The following is a 15,519-nucleotide window of genomic DNA, read 5'->3' as shown; positions in this document are numbered from 1 at the left end:
GTGTGCACAGCGGATCGCACAGCGGCCGGGGCGGCCCATGGATCTAAGCGTCTCCTAAGAATTGTTCGCCGAATTTGGCGAAACCGAGCGGAAGTTGTGGATAAGATCGCCTCATCCTTAGCTGCGGCAACGGGGCCGCGTTCGAGGGGGGAGCGGTGATGAATGCTCGACGTTCGGCCCGCGTAGCCGACCCGTTCCCCGATCGGCTGCCACCGAGTGAGACGGTGACGGTCCGGGCCGCCGACGGTACTCGGCTCCACGCGCAGGTTTTCGGCCCGGCCGACGGTTATCCGATCGTCTTGGCGCACGGTATCACCTGCGCGATCCGGGCGTGGGCATATCAGATCGCCGACCTCTCCCGCGACTATCGGGTGATCGCCTTCGATCATCGCGGCCACGGGCGAAGCGGCGTGCCGCGGGTCAGCGACTACAGCGTCAAACGCCTTGCCTCCGACCTGGATTCGGTGCTCGATGCAACCTTGGCGCCGCATGAACGGGCCGTGCTGGCAGGTCACTCGATGGGTGGCATCACCATCGCCGCGTGGTCCGAGCACCACCGCCACAAGGTTCCCCGGCGCGCGTCCGCCGTCGCGCTGATCAATACCACCACCGGTGATCTGATCCGAAAGGTTCAGCTGCTTTCGGTGCCCTACGGATTGTCGCCGGCCCGGGTGCTCGCCGGGCGTGCCCTGATCAACGCGTTCGCCGGGTTCCCGATCCCGGGTGCCGCCCGCATCCCGAGCCGCTACGCGGTGGCGATGCTGGCCACCGGACGCGACGCCGATCCGGGCATCGCCAGGCTCGTCTACGAGCTCTTCGAAGCGACATCGCCCGCGGGGCGAGCGGGCTGTGCGAGGGCCCTGGTCACGGCGTTGGGGTCGCGCTATCTCAACCTGGACGGGCTGACCGTGCCGACGCTGGTCATCGGCAGCGAACGCGACCGGCTGACCCCGATCAGTCAGTCCCGCCGGATCGCGCGCACCGCACCCAACCTGGCCGGTCTGGTCGAACTGCCCGGCGGGCACTGCTCGATGCTGGAGCACCCGCGCGAGGTGAATCGTCAGTTGCGCGCCCTCGCCGAAACGGCGGTCCACAACGCCGCCACCCGACGCATCAGCTCATAGCAGGGCGGTGATCTCGGCGGCGGCGCGCTGCCCGGATCTTATGGCTCCGTCGAGGAACCCGGTCCACTCGTCGGCGGTCTCGGTGCCGGCCCAGTGAATCGGCCCGACCGGTTCGCGCAGCCACGGCCCGAACCGCGTCCACGACCCCGGCGGTACCGCGGCGGTGGGGCCGCCGGGCGCGAATTGCTCTACCCCCCAACGGTGGTCCACATAGTCCAGGGGTTTGAGCGCGTCGTCGCCGAAAAGGGTTGCAAAGCAGCGCAACGCGTCGCGGCGGCGCTGATCGCTGGGCAGCGAGTCGAATGCGCGGGCGTCGACGAAACCCATCAGGATGCCCGGGCCGTCCGGGTGCGGACTGACATCGAAGGTGATGAAGACCGGCCCCTCGTCGGACAGCGCCTGCCCGGAAAATCCGTTGGCCCGCCAGAACGGCGTGGAATAGGCCGCATACGCCTTGCTGAGCCGACCCTGTGGCCAATGCCGGGCGAGTTGCTCGTATTCGGCGGGCAGCGGAGGAGTGAACTCGATCCAGGCGCGGTGGGCCGGCGGGATGGCCACGATGACGAATCCGGCCTCGGTCGCGCCGAGATCGGTCGTCACGGTGACGCCTGCCCCGTGGCGCTCGATTCGGCGCACCGGGGCATTGAGCACCACGCTGGCGCCGAGTTCGGCGGCCGCGGCCTCGGCGATCTGTTGCGTGCCGCCGGGGAAGCGGTCCTGCTGGGCACCGTCCTCGACGTCGAGCAGCCGGTCCAGGCCGCCGGCCGCGTGCGCGTAGCGGGCCGCATGCAGCATCGACACGTCGTCGGGTTCGCATCCCCAGGTCACCCGGGCCACGATCGCCAGCAGGTCGTGCGAGGAGGTGGTCGCGCGGACCGAGCGCAACCAGCCACCCAGCGAGAGGCGGTCGAGTTCGCGTGCCCGGCGGGCATCCCACGGCGCGGCCAGCGGGATGCTGCGGGCGATCCGGTCGAACTGCCAGCGCAGCCGGCCGATGTCGAGCAGCCCCAGCAGCGAAAGCTTGGGGATGGTGCCGTGATACGCGTGCGTCCACCCGCGCCAGTGGATCAGGTTCTTGCCGTCGTGGTGTGTCGGGGTGGTCGGGACGTCGAGTTCGGCGGCCATCGCCAATACCGCGTCTTGGGTAGGCCCCACGAATGTGCCGCCCAGATCGGCAGGCAATCCGGCGACGCTGCCGGTCAGCGACCGTCCACCGACCCGGTCGCGACCCTCGAAAACCGCCACGTCGTGGCCCTGCTGATGGAGCTCACGCGCCGCGGCGAGTCCGGCGAATCCCGCACCGACCACCACGACGTCGACACTCCGTGGGGGTTTTGGCACGCGGTCCAGTGAACCGCATTTCTACGGGTTTCACCGCAATTTCTCCAAGCTGGCTGCCGGACGTTCTGCCTCACGGCGATGGCAAACGTATGCCGAGCTCACTATATTAATTACGCTGCCGCCACGTGCTTTCCAATAGTCCCGCCGCCGGCCCCGCCAGTTCGGCCGTGGTCGCCGGCACCGCGCCGAACCCGCGCACCGTGGCCCTGGGCGGCATGATCGGCACCACCATCGAGTGGTACGACTTCTACCTGTACGCGACCGCAGCGGCGCTGGTCTTCAAACCGCTTTTCTTCCCGAATGTCTCACCCACCGCGAGAACGTTGGCCTCGTTCGCCACCTACGCCGCCGGATTCGGGGCCCGCCCCCTCGGCGCGGTCGTGGCCGGGCACGTCGGCGACCGGTTCGGCCGCAAGGCAGTCCTGGTGGGCGCGCTGGTGGGGATGGGCCTGGTCACCACCGCGATCGGCGCGCTGCCGACCTATGCAGAGGCCGGGCTGCCGGCGCCGGCCCTGCTGGCGTCGCTGCGCCTGGTACAGGGTTTCGCCGTAGGCGCCGAATGGGGTGGTGCCGCGGTGCTCTCGGTGGAGCACGCACCGCCCGATCGTCGCGGATTGTTCGGCAGTTTCACCCAGTTGGGTTCCCCGGCCGGCATGCTGCTGGCGACCTCGGTGTTCTTCCTCGCCCGCAAGGCAACCGGGCCGGAATTCCTCACATATGGATGGCGAATCCCCTTCCTGCTCAGCATCTTTCTAGTCGGCATCGGTCTGCTCGTCCGGCTGAAGCTGACAGATGCGGAAACCTTCGAGCGGCTCAAGCGGCGCGACGCGCTGGCCCGGCTGCCGATAGTGGAGGTGCTGCGCACCGACTCGCGCAACGTGGTCATCACCACCGCATTGCGGCTGTCCCAGATCGGGCTTTTCGTCTTGTTGACGACGTATTCGCTTACCTATCTTCAGGATTCATTCGGCAAGGGCAGCGCCGTGGGTCTGATCGCGGTGCTGGTCTCCTCGGCCCTCGGGTTGCTCAGCACGCCGGGCTGGGCGCTGCTGTCGGACCGGGTGGGGCGGCGGCCGCCGTATCTGTTCGGCGCGCTAACCGGAGTCGCTGCGCTGGTGTTGTTCTTCCTGGCCGCAGACAGCGGGTCGGCGCTATTCGTGGTGCTGGCAATCGTGTTCGGTGTCAACGTCGTTCACGATGCGATGTATGGCCCGCAGGCGGCCTGGTTCGCCGAACTGTTCGGCACCCGGGTGCGCTACAGCGGCGCGTCGCTCGGTTATCAGATCGGCGCCGTGCTGTCGGGAGGGTTCGCGCCGTTGATCGCCGCTTCGTTGTTGGTGGTCGGCGGCGGCCGGCCGTGGCTGATCGTGGCGTACTTCGCGGTGCTGGCGGCGATCACGGTCGCCGCCGCGTGTTCGGCGCGCGAGACGCGTGAGGATCACATCGGATGAGTACGTCGCGCAGGATCTTTGTGAACGCCTTCGACATGGCCTGTGTCGGGCATCAGTCCGCGGGGTTGTGGCGGCATCCCGACGATCAGGGTTACCGCTATCGGGAACTGGGCTACTGGACCGACCTGGCCCGCATCCTGGAGGCCGGTGGGTTCGACGCCTTGTTTCTCGCCGACGTGCTCGGGGTGTACGACGTGTACGGGGGCTCGCGGGACGCGGCGGTGATCGACGCCGCCCAGTTTCCGGTCAACGACCCGACCGCCGCGGTCTCGGCGATGGCGGCGGTGACCGAGAGCCTGGGCTTCGGGATCACCCTGTCGCTGACCTACGAGCAGCCCTACGCGCTGGCCCGCCGGCTGTCGACGCTGGACCACCTGACCGGCGGCCGGGTGGCGTGGAACATCGTCACTTCCTATTTAGACAGCGCCGCAAGGAATTTGGGCCTGGACGCCCAGATCCCACACGACCAGCGTTACGAGATCGCCGATGAGTACCTCGAGGTCTGCTACAAGCTGTGGGAAGGGTCATGGGAGGCGGATGCCGTAGTCCGTGACGTGGGGAGGGGAGTGTTCACCGACCCGGCCAAGGTGCACGACGTCGAGCACAAGGGCCGCTATTTCTCGGTGCCCGGTCCGTTCCTGTGCGAGCCGTCGCCGCAACGTACCCCGGTGTTGTTTCAGGCGGGGGCGTCGCCGCGGGGCGTGCGGTTCGCGGCGGCCCACGCCGAGGCGGTCTTCGTCTCGGGCCCGACACCGCAGATCGTGCGGGGCCCGGTGCGGGCGTTGCGGAATGCCGCCGCCGAGCTGGGCCGCGACCCGCGCTCGATCAAGGTGTTCACCATGGTGACCCCCGTCGTCGCCGAGACCCACGACGAGGCCGTCGCCAAGCTGGGTGAATACCGGCGGTGCGTCAGCCCCGCGGGCGCACTCGCCCTGTTCGGCGGCTGGACCGGGGTCGACCTGGCCGAACGCGACCCCGGCGAACCGCTGGAATACATCGAGACCGACGCCAACCGCTCGGCGCTGGCCTCGTTCACCACCGCCGCGCCGGACCGCGCCTGGACGGTGCGGGAGCTGGCCGACGAGATCGGGATCGGTGGCCGCGGACCGGTGCTGGTGGGTTCGCCAACCGAGGTGGCCGACGAACTCGAGCGGTGGGTCGCCGAGGCCGACGTGGACGGGTTCAATCTCGCCTACGTGACGACGCCGGGCACCTTCGTCGACTTCGCGAATTTCGTTGTCCCCGAGCTGCGCCGACGGGGACGCGTCCCCGAGCGTCCGTCGCGTTGCACGCTGCGTCAGCGGCTCGGCGCCGCCGGGCCGCTGCTGCGCGACGACCACCCCGGCGCGGCCTACCGCCGCTGAATTACGGCGCGACCGTCAGCCAATCCTTGAAGCCGGACGGGTCGTGTCGGCCCAGCGCTCCGTGCTCGTACAGGCCCCAGCCCTCGACCGGCTCCGCGTCGCCGTCGCGGCAGACAGCGCGGCCGACGTGGTCGATCACACCGAAGCCCGCCCGCGCGATGATGGCCGGGTCGGTCATGTCGTAAGTGAGGCGCTCGGCGAACTTTTCGCCCTTCCACATCCCGTGTATCCAGTCGGAGTCGCCGCCGTAGCCGCCTCCGACGTGAATGGGCACCGGCAGTTTGGACTCGACGTCGAAGTGCACCGGGCCGCCGTCGGGAGTGGTGGCGTCGATCGTCGCGCCGGTCGGGATGCGGGTGCCGGAGCGGTAGTGGATCTTGACTCGCGGCCAGCCCAGCTGCTCGACGCGGCCGTCGCGCCACACCCGGGTGCAGTCGTTGAGTGAGCGGAACCCATTGGGCTCCTCCTGGATGATCAGCACGATCGCGAATTCCTTGAACGCGATCGGCACATAGAGCCACCACATGCCCTCGAACGGCGGATCGGCGGGCCGGCCCGCGGGTTCGGGTTCGCCGATCGGGCGGATGCCCCAGGACCGGTCGCGGCTGCCCAGCCAGGTGTTGGGGTCGACGGCGATCTCCTCGCCGTCGATGCGGATGCGCCCGCTCCAGCTGCCGAGTTGGGCGAAGCGCTGCGCGTCGAGAGTCACCCGGTTGCCCGACCGCATCAGGTGGGGTTGCTCCTGCACGACGTCGAACAGGCCCTCCCAGGTGAGATCGGCTGCGATGCCCTCGGTTTCGTCGAGCACCAGCCGCAGCTTGCGCAACGGGTCGATGACCTCGATCCGGTAGTTCATCACGTTCTGGTTCAGCCGGTCCTGGTCGATAGCGTCGGACAGGTGCACCGCCGTCTGGGTGTCCCCGCGCCGGACAAGGAAGAACGCGTCCTTGACGCCCAGGTTGGGGTAGTAGCCGATGCCGCTGATCACGAAGATGTTGCCGGTGCGATCGTGGGCGTTGTAGTAGGCGCGGTCGTAGAAGTTGCGATCCGAGGATCCCGGCCACGCGATCGGCTGGGGGACCTGATGTACCGGGAACTCGTCCATTGGGCCCAACATATGGGGCATTACTGATCCTCTCCGATAAGGCGCTTCATCAAGCCGGCGTGGTAGAAGAGCGATTCGACATCGTCGGGCTTCTCGGTTTCACCGAAGTGCACCCGCCGGGCGCCGGTGCGCATGAACACGCACGCCCACATCACGCCCGAGTAGACGTAGAACCAGCGCAGGTCGCCGATGTCGACCCCGGTCAGTTTCTGGTAGGTGGCGCGGACGTCCTCCTCCCGCATGACCTCGGGCAGGCCCGGCAATCCCGCCAGGCCGGTGAGCTCCTGAAAGACCATGTGCGCGTAGATCATCCAAGCGACGTCGAGCTCGCGCGGCCCGAGCGTCACCATCTCCCAGTCCAACACCGCCACCGGCGTGAAGTCGCGGTACAACACGTTGCCGACTCGGGCGTCGCCCCAGAGCAGGACCGGTTCGCGCGAGTCCTCCTCGGCCGGCCAATTGTCTTGCAGCCAGTTGAACGTCCGCTCGATCAGCGGTGAGGGACCGATGTCGGGAACGGCGAACGCATACCAGGATTTCACCCAATTGAAGTGCTTGCGTAGCGCGGTGTCACCGGTCTGGCCGTCGGTGAGGAAGCCGAACGTTGTCTCCGCGTTGGGAATTGAGTGCAGTGCCGCCAGCACTCCGGCGGTTGCGTCCTGCAGCTGTCGCTGCTGGGCGACCGGCGCGTCGGCGAACCAGTTGCCGCCGAAGGTGTACGGCATCACGTCGGGTGGCACGAGGCCGTCGACGTAGTCCATCACAAAAAACGGCGTGCCCAACACGTCGCCCGTGGTCTCGATCCAGCGCACCCGCGGGACCGGGACGTCGGTGAGTTCGCCGACTTTGCGGATCACGTCGAATTGGTGGTCGAGCCGGTACGTCGGAAACACCTTCACGTCCTCGGCGGTGGGTGCCACCCGCGCGACGAGCTTCTGCTCGATCGGCGTCCCGTCCTGCTGCCAGCGGGCCGTCAGGATGATGGTCTCCGACGACATGCCCGTCGAGTCCACGCCACTTTCCACGGTGACCTCGGGTTTTGCCGCGGCGGGCAACTGGGTCGATAGCCATTTCGACATCACCGCCGGCACGGTGCTGACGTCGCGGCTGGAGCGCTGAAGTCGCTCGACGTTGCCCGGCATTGGTTCGTTGGCCACACGTGCCCCCTTCTCGAGGCAATTACGATACGGTAGGTAGCGTTATGAAAGCAGACCCGTCCGCCCTTGACAAGGCGTCCGGCGCTGGGCGCCCGCGCGATCCGCGCATCGACTCGGCGATCCTGGCGGCGACCGCGGAACTGCTTGTCCAGACGGGTTATTCCAATATCAGTCTCGCCGCCGTCGCCGAGCGGGCCGGCACTACGAAATCCGCGCTGTACCGGCGGTGGTCGAGCAAGGCCGAATTGGTGCACGAGGCGGCCTTCCCAACGGCCCCGACCGCGCTGGAGTCGCCGGCCGGGGACATCGCGGCCGACGTGCGGATGATGATCGAGGCCACCCGCGACGTGTTCACCACCCCGGTGGTGCGTGCCGCGCTGCCCGGTCTGGTTGCCGACATGACCGCCGACCCCGCGCTCAACGCGCGCGTCGCGGCGCGATTCGTGGACTTGTTCACCGCGGTGCGGGTGCGCCTGCGTGAGGCTGTGGACCGGGGCGAAGCCCATCCCGATGTGGATCCGGAACGATTGATCGAGCTGATTGGGGGAGCGACGATGCTGCGGACGCTGTTGCGCCCGGAAGAACAACTCGACGAGGCCTGGGTGGAGCAGACCACGGCGATTGTCGTGCACGGGGTGCGGCGATGACGGGTCGTCCTGCGGGCCGTCTGGTCGGCCGCACCGCAATCGTCACAGGCGCCAGCCGCGGGCTCGGCCGCGCGATCGCGCTGGCCCTCGCGGCCGACGGTGCGGCGGTGGCGGTTGCCGGGCGCACCGAAGAAGTATGGGATGACCGGCTGCCCGGGACCATCGGCGAGACGGTCGCCGATATCGAGACGGCCGGCGTGCGTGCCGTCGCGGTCCGCGCCGATTTGACCGACCGCGACCAAATCGCCCGTTTGGTGGAGTCTGCGCGAGAAGCGTTGGGCCCCATTGGGATTCTGGTCAACAACGCGGCGTTCACCGCGCCGGGGCGGCCACCGGAACCCGGCGCGCAGCCGCGTGGCAAAGCGGCCAAACCCGCGGGTGGGGCCAAACCGGCGGGCGGGGCCAAACCCGCGGGTGGGGCCAAACCGGCGGGCGGGGCCAAGCCGGGCTGGCCGGGGTTCGTCAGCACGCCCCTGCACGCGTACCGCCGGCATTTCGACATCGCGGTGTTCGCGGCGTACGAGCTGATGCAATTGGTGTGCCCCGACATGATCGAGGCGGGCGGCGGCTCGATCGTCAACATCACCTCGGTCGCGTCGCGACTGCCCGGCGATGGCCCGTATGCCGATCGCAGCGGCGGGGTGTTGCCCGGCTACGGCGGCTCCAAGGCCGCGCTTGAGCACCTGACCCAATGCGCCGCATTCGACCTCGCCGACCACAACATCGCGGTCAACGCACTCTCGCCGTCGAAACCGATTCTCACGCCGGGCCTTTCGTTCTATGCCCGCAATTTCGATGAGACTGCGTCCGAGGACGAATTCGCCCGCGCGGCGGTCGAGTTGGCTCTGGTCGATGCAGGCAGGGTCACCGGACGCACCATCGGTCACCTCCAGGTTCTCGACGGCAGCTTCCGGCCCTTCACGGTGGGCTAGCCGGCTTTGTCGCCGTCGCCGCGTTGATGATCATGGTTTGCACCTTGTGCCACCGCACGGACTGGAATCCCGCCCGCGTCAGCAGGCGCTCGGCGCGGCGCGGGGTGCGGGCTTTGCCGCGGCGACTGCCGGCCAGCGTCGGTACCAGCCATCGCGACAACTGATCGACGAGCACCAGCCGGCCTCCGGGCCGCAGCACACGGGCGCACTCGGCGAGCCCCGCCAGCTGGTCAGACCAGTGATCGAATGATGTCGTGCTGACGATCAAGTCGAACGTCTCGTCGGGGTGACCTATCTCCTCGGCCACCCCACGGCTGAAGGTCAGACGATCGTCGTCCGCGAGAGCCTTTGCGAGCGTGATCATTTGGGGTGCTGCGTCGATGCCGGCCAGTAACTCGGCCCCGGGGTAAAGCTGGGCCAGCGATCGCAGGAGATAACCGGTCCCGCAGCCCACGTCGAGCACCCTCTGAGGAGCGGCACCGGTCTCCACCGTCAGGACGGCGGTCCGGTCCGCGATCTGGCGGTGCAGGCGGCCCCGCCACCCGCGTTCGTAACCCGTGGCGCGGTCGTTGTACGCGTCCACATCCCGGTATGGCGGCACGTGCTGAGTGTCCCACCGGCCGGGTTGAGGTGGTGGGACCATCTCAGTCGCCCGCTTGTTCGGGCGGGTCGGGATTGGCCTCAGGCGAGTCCGGATCCCCGTCAGGCGGGTCGGGATCGCCGCGCAGCAGCTCGTCGGGATGGTGTGCATGGTTGACGACGGGCGGTCCGTCGCCGTCCGTCCAGCCGAGGCGTCCATCGCGGCCCACCACCGTGCGCCATTCGCCCCGGCCCACCGCGCCGTGGTCGGGTCCGCAGGCGAAGAACAGGTTGTCCGCATCGGTCCGGCCCCCGTCTGCCCATTCGCGGGCGTGATGCACCTCGCTGTGGTAGCCGGGTTCGAGGCAGTTGGGGTGGGTGCAGCCACGGTCCCGGGCGTAGCAGACGAGCCGTTGATCGGCGGTGGCGATGCGTTTTTGGCGGCCGAGGTACAACGGGCGGCCGGTGTGCTCGTCGAACACCGCGAGGTAGTGAATCGCGTCGGCGGCCATCCGGATCAAATTCGGCATCGGCAGTCGCGAACCGCCGCCGGTGCGCGCCGGGGCCGGCATCGGGATCGACGGGTCGGCCGCGGCGTGCGCCGCTTGGTTGAGTTCGGCCAGGGTGGTGGTGGCGATCACGGTGACGGGATGCCCGCGGTGTGTCCCGAGACCGCCGGAGCCGACGGCGATTTCGAGGCCGAGCTTCAGGGCGTCATGGCAGCGCTGGGCCGGCGTGCGATCGTCGTGTCCCTCGGGATCGCCGTCGGGGCGATCGGGTTGATGGCGACCGGGCCGCACCGCTGCCTCGAGTGCTTCGAAGTAGGCGCGGGCCTCGGGATCCAGCAGGCCGGTGAGCCGCGACATCCCGTCGGGTCCCTGTGGACTCAGGTGCACTCCGCGACGACGGGCGCGATCGCCGTCGCTGAAACGGCCGTCGGGATTGAGATAGTCGGCAATCCGATGGCCAAGCTTGGTGACCACGGCGGCGTCGAGCTTGGCTGCGTGCCGCACCAGCGTGCGCTCCGCCTCGGCCACATCGGCCGGAGAGACACAGACGGGCAACGCGTCGACGGCGGCGCACACGGCCCGGATGTGGTCCTCGCCGACCGCTCCGGCGTCCACCGCCGCGGCCAGCTCCGGCAGCTCCGGTGCTAATGGCACGCCGGTCAGCGAACGCCGCGGCCGCAGACGGGCGGCGAGCCTGAAGCGGCGGGTGACTTCTTTGGGCGTGATGCGAAGCCGCGCCCACAACGTGCTGCGCACTGCCGGCACGCACCCGGCCTCGTCCGGCGGGTCGGCGATCTCGCCGAAGACCCGGTACATCAGACCCCGATTGAGGCGGTCCTGGGCCTCCAGCCGTTCAGCGAGATCAACCCGAAATGCGTTGCCGACCACCCCCGACGGGGTCTGACGCAGCACCTCGTGGGCCGCATCGATGGACTCGAGCGCGGAGCAGATTCGCTCCCGCGCCTGTTCCGCGTTCATCAGAGGACCCACACGCTCAACGCTATAGCACATCTGTTCGAATACCAGCGGGCCGGGAAAAGATGTGAATGAACGGCCGACTGTGGATAACCACGAACGCCGGTCCTGGTACGAGGACCCCCTGACGTGCAACTATGAGAAAAGTCAGTGCCGCCACGGCGGCAGGCAACCAATCGAGTGGTGTGCCAATGCCTGGTATGGACAAGCCGACAGGGCGGGTCGTTGCCCTGATCGTGCTGCTGTTCGTGGTCGCTGCCGCCCTGCGCGGCTATCTCCCCACGCGCCACGACGCGATGCGCAGTGAATCGGGCGGCCAGGCTGCGCTGGCCTTCGTGGTCGCGGTCCTGGCCGTGACGCTCGCGCTGCTCGCGGTCGCCGTGGTGGCGCGGTTGCGCGACCCGCGCGCTACCGCGCCGAGTGCCGGCAGTCTGTCCGACATGCTCGGGACGGGTAAGGGACGACCGAGCTGGCGGGTGTTGCTGATCGGACTCGCCGTGATCGTCGCCTGGTTGCTGATCGTGATGTTGCTGGCCCGGTTGCTGGCCCACGGCGTGGTTCCCGCCGCCGTACCGTCCGACGGCGGTGCGGCGCCCTCGACGCGCCCGCCTGCACCGCAGCCGCCGCCGCAGCATCAACCCCCTCCTCGCGACGGCTCGCAGAACCTGCTCGGGGTCCTGCTGGTTTCCACGGTCGTCATGTTGGTCACGCTCGTCGCCGGCACGGTCGCCGCGACGCGCCGGCGCCGAACCCCGGCGCCCCCCGGAGTCGCCGACGGGCCGTCGAAACCCCCGGCGCCCGAGGCGCATTCGGAATCACTGGCGCGAGCCGCCGAACGTGGACTGGCGGAGATGACCGACCTGAGCCGCGAGCCGCGAGAGGCGATCATCGCGTGCTACGCGGCCATGGAACGCGAACTCGCACAGGTTCCCGGCGCCGTTCCGCAGGAATTCGACACGGCGAGCGAGGTGCTGGCCCGCGCGGTCGAGCACCACGCCCTGCACGCCGACAACGCCGTCCAATTGGTGATCCTGTTCGCCGAGGCGCGGTTCAGCCCGCACGTGATGAACGAGGGACACCGCGACGTCGCGGTACAGGTCCTCCGGCTGGTCCTCGACGAGCTGGGCTCGCGGAGCGCCGCATGAAAAAGATCATTTCCCTGGGTGTTTGCCTCATCATCGGCGTCGAACTGCTGGCACTGACGCAGCACGACCGGCGATGGGTGCTGATGGCCTCCGGCGTCGGCCTGGCTCTGGTGCTGCTCAGCCTCCGTCGTGCCCTGGCGCGCGGGCTCAATGCCGGCGTGGAGCCGGACGCCGACGATCTTGGAGATTCGTTGCGCCGCTGGCTTTCCACCACCGAGACGACGATCCGGTGGTCGGACTCCAGCCGGACCGATTGGGACCGGCATCTGCGCCCGATGCTCGCGCGTCGCTACGAGATGACCACGGGCCAGCGGCAGTCCAAAGATCCTGTGTCCTACCACGCAACCGGGCGCATGCTCTTCGGTACGGAACTGTGGGAGTGGGTCAATCCCAACAACGTCACACGCAGCGGTGGCCACCAACCAGGACCGGGCCGTGCGGCGCTGCAAGAGATTCTGCAAAAGCTGGAGCAAGTATGACAGGAGGCGCGATCCCAACATGACGCTGCCGGCCGCAACCACAACCGCCCACTGCGAGGCGGTTCTCGACGAAATCGAAAGCGTGGTGGTGGGAAAACGCTCCGCGCTGCGGCTCATCCTCACCACGGTCCTCGCCCGCGGCCACATCCTGATCGAAGACCTGCCCGGCCTGGGCAAGACACTGATCGCGAGATCCTTTGCCGCCGCGCTGGGTCTGCAGTTCACCCGCGTGCAGTTCACGCCGGATCTGTTGCCGGCGGACCTGCTGGGCTCGACGATCTACGACATGCAGTCCGGCCGCTTTGCGTTCCGGCCCGGCCCCATCTTCACCAACTTGCTGCTGGCCGACGAGATCAATCGCACGCCCCCGAAAACCCAGGCGGCCCTGCTGGAGGCGATGGCCGAAGGCCAGGTCAGTATCGACGGCGAAACACACCAGCTGCCAAACCCTTTCATCGTCCTGGCCACCGACAACCCGATCGAGTACGAGGGCACGTATCCGCTGCCCGAGGCGCAACTCGATCGGTTCGCGATCCGGCTGGAACTGCGGTACCTCAGCGAGCAGGACGAGACGTCGATGCTGCGCCGCCGCCTCGAGCGCGGATCGGCCGAACCGACGGTCAACCAGGTGGTTGACGCACACGACCTGCTGGCCATGCGTGAATCCGTCGAGCAGGTGACCGTGCACGAAGACGTCCTGCACTACGTGGTGTCGCTGGCCAACGCGACGCGACACCATCCGCAGGTGGCGGTCGGCGCCAGCCCACGCGCCGAACTCGACCTGGTGCAGCTTGCCCGCGCCCGGGCGCTGCTGCTCGGTCGCGACTACGTCATCCCCGAGGATGTGAAAGCCCTTGCCATCGCAGCGATCTCGCACCGCATCACCCTGCGCCCGGAAATGTGGGTGCGAAAGATCCAGGGTGCCGACGTCATCGGAGAGTTGCTGCATCGGCTGCCGGTGCCGCGGACCGGCGCCGGCCCTCAGGAGACCGGATGACGTCCAGCGTGACGGCCGAGTTCAGCTGGCGCGCATCGGAATTGACGCGGGCGATCGCCACCTGCGCGGGCTTTACGATGGCCGCCGCCGTGATCGGCGCCCGGTGGCAGCTGATCGCCTTCGCGGCGCCTCTGCTCGGCGTGCTGTGCTCGATCAGCTGGCAGCGGCCGGTCCCGACGATTCGGGTGCACGGCGAGCCCGACGCCCAGCGCTGCTTCGAGAACGAGCAGGCTCAGGTCAGGCTATGGGCAACGGAAGAAGACGGGGCGGCGGTGGTCCGGGTCACGGTCCCCGACATCGCTGGCATGGAGCTTGAGGTTGCCGAATCCGGTGCGGGCCAGGCGAAAACGGTCACGGCGACCGCGCTGCGCTGGGGTCGGTATCGCATCGGGGCCCGTGTCGACGTCGTCGTGCGCGGAGGGCTGCTCACCGGAACGGCCAGGGTCGGGGCCGCCGAGGTGATTGTGTTCCCGTTGACGCCGCCACAGCCGACGCCCATCCCGCAGACCGAGCTGCTCGACCGGCTGGGCGCCCACCTGACCCGGCATGTCGGCCCGGGCGTTGAATACGCCGACATCCGCCCCTACGTGCCCGGCGACCAACTGCGCGCGGTGAACTGGCCGGTGAGCGCGCGCCGCGGACGACTGCACGTGACACAGCGGCTGACCGACCGCGCCGCCGATGTGGTGGTCTTGATCGACGGGTACCGGCAGCCCGCCGGTCCGGCGACCGAGGCCACCGAACGCCTCGTGCGGGGGGCGGCGCAAGTGGTGCAGACCGCGTTGCGCCACGGTGACCGGGCCGGCATCGTCGCCCTCGGGGGCAACCAGCCGCGCTGGCTGGGTGCCGACATCGGGCAGCGACAGTTCTATCGCGTGCTCGACACCGTCCTGAACGCCGGTGACCGGTTCGAACACACCACGGGCACCCTGGCGCCGCGCGCAGCGGTGCCCGCCGGTGCGATCGTCGTCGCGTTCTCCACGCTGCTCGACACCGAATTCGCTTTGGCTCTCATCGATCTGCGCAAGCGTGGCCATGTCGTGCTGGCCGTCGACATCCTCGACGGTTCGCCGTTCGAAGACCAACAGGATCCCCTGGTGGATCGGATGTGGGCGCTGCAGCGATCCGCGATGTATCGCGACATGGCCACCATCGGTGTGGACGTGGTGTCGTGGCCGGGTGACAGCGGTCTGGAGCAGTCCATGGGTGTGCTCCCGGATCGCCGCCGGCGGGTGCGGGGGAGGCTTCGTGGATAACGGCGGGGCGCACGTGCTGGCGCGCGCGGGGGCGCCCGCGTTCGCGACGGGTTTCGGTCTGCTCATGGTGGTGCTGGCGGCCGGCGGCCGGCCCGGACCCGGCGCAGTCGCCTGGGTGGCGGCGCTGATCGCGGTGGGTGTTGGGACGGTATTGCGCCGCGCCGCAACGGTTGCCGTGTTATTGGCGGCGATCACCGTCATGCTGTGCGACCCACCCCCGATCTCGGTCGCGCTGGCCGGCCTGTGCGCTGCCGCCTACCTGGTATGCCGCCATGCGGCCGGCGCTTTCGCCGCGGTGGTGCTGAACAGCCGGGCGACCGCCGTTGGCGCCGTGGGGTTTACGTTCGCGGGGCTGGTGGCGACGTCGTTTCCGTTGCAGTTGCCCTGGTTACCGTTGGCGGCCCCGCTGGGGGCATTGCTGATCTACCTGCTGGCCGTCCGCCCGTTCGTGAGCTGAC

The 15,519-nt window shown here is 68.7% G+C and carries 15 protein-coding genes; 10 read left to right on the top strand and 5 right to left on the bottom strand.

Annotated features, from left to right (window positions below; all coding sequences use genetic code 11):
• Window positions 1–158 precede the first annotated feature (158 nt).
• Window positions 159–1,124: an alpha/beta hydrolase gene (locus OQ789_RS14015; protein ID WP_324686520.1), complete on the top strand. Its 966-nt coding sequence runs from the start codon at window positions 159–161 to the stop codon at window positions 1,122–1,124.
• Here OQ789_RS14015 and OQ789_RS14010 read toward each other — a convergent pair.
• Window positions 1,119–2,465, bottom strand: coding sequence for a flavin monoamine oxidase family protein (locus OQ789_RS14010; RefSeq protein ID WP_324686519.1), 1,347 nt, complete (start codon window positions 2,463–2,465; stop codon window positions 1,119–1,121). The two genes, OQ789_RS14015 and OQ789_RS14010, sit on opposite strands and share 6 nt — an antisense overlap.
• Window positions 2,466–2,590: 125 nt before the next feature.
• On the opposite strand from OQ789_RS14010, the gene OQ789_RS14005 reads away from it, so the two are divergent.
• Both OQ789_RS14005 and OQ789_RS14000 read left to right on the top strand, forming a co-directional pair.
• On the top strand, window positions 2,591–3,916 hold the full coding sequence (locus OQ789_RS14005) for an MFS transporter (RefSeq protein ID WP_420716112.1): 1,326 nt from the start codon (window positions 2,591–2,593) through the stop codon (window positions 3,914–3,916).
• Window positions 3,913–5,280: an LLM class flavin-dependent oxidoreductase gene (locus tag OQ789_RS14000; protein ID WP_324686518.1), complete on the top strand. Its 1,368-nt coding sequence runs from the start codon at window positions 3,913–3,915 to the stop codon at window positions 5,278–5,280. Before OQ789_RS14005 ends, OQ789_RS14000 begins: the two co-directional genes overlap by 4 nt.
• Before the next feature lies 1 nt (window position 5,281).
• On the opposite strand, the gene OQ789_RS13995 is transcribed toward OQ789_RS14000, so the two are convergent.
• Together OQ789_RS13995 and OQ789_RS13990 are read right to left on the bottom strand one after the other, a co-directional pair.
• Window positions 5,282–6,406 carry a hypothetical protein gene (locus tag OQ789_RS13995; protein ID WP_324686517.1) on the bottom strand — a complete coding sequence of 375 codons (1,125 nt, stop codon included), beginning with the start codon at window positions 6,404–6,406 and terminating at the stop codon, window positions 5,282–5,284.
• Window positions 6,406–7,542, bottom strand: a complete 1,137-nt coding sequence (locus OQ789_RS13990) for a phosphotransferase family protein (RefSeq protein WP_324686516.1) — start codon at window positions 7,540–7,542, stop codon at window positions 6,406–6,408. The genes OQ789_RS13995 and OQ789_RS13990 overlap by 1 nt, the downstream gene beginning before the upstream one ends.
• 44 nt (window positions 7,543–7,586) lie before the next feature.
• Here OQ789_RS13990 and OQ789_RS13985 point away from each other — a divergent pair, with 44 nt between their 5' ends.
• Together OQ789_RS13985 and OQ789_RS13980 are read left to right on the top strand one after the other, a co-directional pair.
• Complete coding sequence (locus tag OQ789_RS13985) at window positions 7,587–8,189, top strand: TetR/AcrR family transcriptional regulator (protein WP_324686515.1); 603 nt, start codon at window positions 7,587–7,589, stop codon at window positions 8,187–8,189.
• Window positions 8,186–9,121 carry an SDR family NAD(P)-dependent oxidoreductase gene (locus OQ789_RS13980; RefSeq protein WP_324686514.1) on the top strand — a complete coding sequence of 312 codons (936 nt, stop codon included), beginning with the start codon at window positions 8,186–8,188 and terminating at the stop codon, window positions 9,119–9,121. Before OQ789_RS13985 ends, OQ789_RS13980 begins: the two co-directional genes overlap by 4 nt.
• Here the strand turns inward: OQ789_RS13980 and OQ789_RS13975 are convergent.
• Together OQ789_RS13975 and OQ789_RS13970 are read right to left on the bottom strand one after the other, a co-directional pair.
• Window positions 9,108–9,722, bottom strand: a complete 615-nt coding sequence (locus OQ789_RS13975) for a class I SAM-dependent methyltransferase (RefSeq protein ID WP_324686513.1) — start codon at window positions 9,720–9,722, stop codon at window positions 9,108–9,110. The genes OQ789_RS13980 and OQ789_RS13975 overlap by 14 nt on opposite strands.
• Window positions 9,723–9,765: 43 nt before the next feature.
• Window positions 9,766–11,187 carry an HNH endonuclease signature motif containing protein gene (locus OQ789_RS13970; RefSeq protein WP_420716114.1) on the bottom strand — a complete coding sequence of 474 codons (1,422 nt, stop codon included), beginning with the start codon at window positions 11,185–11,187 and terminating at the stop codon, window positions 9,766–9,768.
• 197 nt (window positions 11,188–11,384) lie between these two features.
• On the opposite strand from OQ789_RS13970, the gene OQ789_RS13965 reads away from it, so the two are divergent.
• Genes OQ789_RS13965 through OQ789_RS13945 form a run of 5 tightly spaced genes read left to right on the top strand, consistent with a single transcriptional unit; the run spans window position 11,385 to window position 15,518 of the window.
• The gene (locus OQ789_RS13965) at window positions 11,385–12,329 is read left to right on the top strand and encodes a DUF4129 domain-containing protein (RefSeq protein WP_324686511.1); all 945 of its coding nucleotides are present in this window, start codon (window positions 11,385–11,387) and stop codon (window positions 12,327–12,329) included.
• Window positions 12,326–12,808, top strand: a complete 483-nt coding sequence (locus tag OQ789_RS13960; RefSeq protein ID WP_324686510.1) for a hypothetical protein — start codon at window positions 12,326–12,328, stop codon at window positions 12,806–12,808. The genes OQ789_RS13965 and OQ789_RS13960 overlap by 4 nt, the downstream gene beginning before the upstream one ends.
• Before the next feature lie 19 nt (window positions 12,809–12,827).
• Window positions 12,828–13,805 carry a MoxR family ATPase gene (locus tag OQ789_RS13955; RefSeq protein WP_324686509.1) on the top strand — a complete coding sequence of 326 codons (978 nt, stop codon included), beginning with the start codon at window positions 12,828–12,830 and terminating at the stop codon, window positions 13,803–13,805.
• The gene (locus OQ789_RS13950; protein ID WP_324686508.1) at window positions 13,802–15,061 is read left to right on the top strand and encodes a DUF58 domain-containing protein; all 1,260 of its coding nucleotides are present in this window, start codon (window positions 13,802–13,804) and stop codon (window positions 15,059–15,061) included. The genes OQ789_RS13955 and OQ789_RS13950 overlap by 4 nt, the downstream gene beginning before the upstream one ends.
• Window positions 15,054–15,518 (top strand): hypothetical protein, encoded by a 465-nt coding sequence (locus OQ789_RS13945; protein WP_324686507.1) that lies wholly within the window; start codon window positions 15,054–15,056, stop codon window positions 15,516–15,518. The genes OQ789_RS13950 and OQ789_RS13945 overlap by 8 nt, the downstream gene beginning before the upstream one ends.
• The last annotated feature ends 1 nt before the right edge of the window (window position 15,519 follow it).

This window comes from Mycobacterium sp. 94-17, from assembly GCF_035617725.1.
Taxonomy (GTDB): domain Bacteria; phylum Actinomycetota; class Actinomycetes; order Mycobacteriales; family Mycobacteriaceae; genus Mycobacterium.
This window is presented reverse-complemented; position numbering and strand designations above follow the sequence as displayed.

Excerpts from the sequence above, each read along its gene's own strand:
- OQ789_RS13950 (WP_324686508.1), top strand. The coding sequence starts at position 13,802 with ATGACGTCCAGCGTGACGGCCGAGTTCAGCTGGCGCGCATCGGAATTG.
- OQ789_RS13965 (WP_324686511.1), top strand. The coding sequence starts at position 11,385 with ATGGACAAGCCGACAGGGCGGGTCGTTGCCCTGATCGTGCTGCTGTTC.
- OQ789_RS13985 (WP_324686515.1), top strand. The coding sequence starts at position 7,587 with ATGAAAGCAGACCCGTCCGCCCTTGACAAGGCGTCCGGCGCTGGGCGC.
- OQ789_RS14015 (WP_324686520.1), top strand. The coding sequence starts at position 159 with ATGAATGCTCGACGTTCGGCCCGCGTAGCCGACCCGTTCCCCGATCGG.
- OQ789_RS13995 (WP_324686517.1), bottom strand. The coding sequence starts at position 6,406 with ATGCCCCATATGTTGGGCCCAATGGACGAGTTCCCGGTACATCAGGTC.
- OQ789_RS13980 (WP_324686514.1), top strand. The coding sequence starts at position 8,186 with ATGACGGGTCGTCCTGCGGGCCGTCTGGTCGGCCGCACCGCAATCGTC.
- OQ789_RS14000 (WP_324686518.1), top strand. The coding sequence starts at position 3,913 with ATGAGTACGTCGCGCAGGATCTTTGTGAACGCCTTCGACATGGCCTGT.
- OQ789_RS13960 (WP_324686510.1), top strand. The coding sequence starts at position 12,326 with ATGAAAAAGATCATTTCCCTGGGTGTTTGCCTCATCATCGGCGTCGAA.
- OQ789_RS13955 (WP_324686509.1), top strand. The coding sequence starts at position 12,828 with ATGACGCTGCCGGCCGCAACCACAACCGCCCACTGCGAGGCGGTTCTC.
- OQ789_RS13970 (WP_420716114.1), bottom strand. The coding sequence starts at position 11,187 with ATGAACGCGGAACAGGCGCGGGAGCGAATCTGCTCCGCGCTCGAGTCC.